The following is a 340-nucleotide window of genomic DNA, read 5'->3' on the forward strand; positions in this document are numbered from 1 at the left end:
CCTTCTACTTCCATCAATTCGTTTTGATCTAAAGCTACCAGTTCTGCGTTTTGTAAGGCTACTGCGTTCATGAGTTTGTGTGTTTAAATGTGTGTAACTAAGTGGAGTATCAGAGAAAATTAGGAAGCGATTCGCTCTTAGTGCGTAGCGATGTAGTGAGCCACCGTTACGCCGATGGCGGCACCAATCAGGAAGGGCACGATGCCTCCTTCTACTTCCATCATTTCAGTTTGATCAAGCGTCGTCAGGCCGGCAAATTCGAAGTTGTTGTTCATCTGTTTGTTTGTTTGGTTGTTTAACTGTTTGGTTGTAGAACTGTATATAAATCAGAAACTTAGGT

Annotated in this window: 1 protein-coding gene; it reads right to left on the reverse strand. The window is 42.6% G+C overall.

Annotation, left to right across the window (positions count from 1 at the left end; translation table 11 throughout):
* Positions 1–137: 137 nt before the first annotated feature.
* Entirely contained in the window at positions 138–275 is a 138-nt protein-coding gene (locus BWI93_RS13060) for a class IIb bacteriocin, lactobin A/cerein 7B family (protein WP_094811999.1), read from the reverse strand.
* Positions 276–340 lie beyond the last annotated feature (65 nt).

It is taken from the genome of Siphonobacter sp. BAB-5385, assembly GCF_002261125.1.
Lineage (GTDB): Bacteria > Bacteroidota > Bacteroidia > Cytophagales > Spirosomataceae > Siphonobacter.

Excerpts from the sequence above, each read along its gene's own strand:
- BWI93_RS13060 (WP_094811999.1), bottom strand. The coding sequence starts at position 275 with ATGAACAACAACTTCGAATTTGCCGGCCTGACGACGCTTGATCAAACT.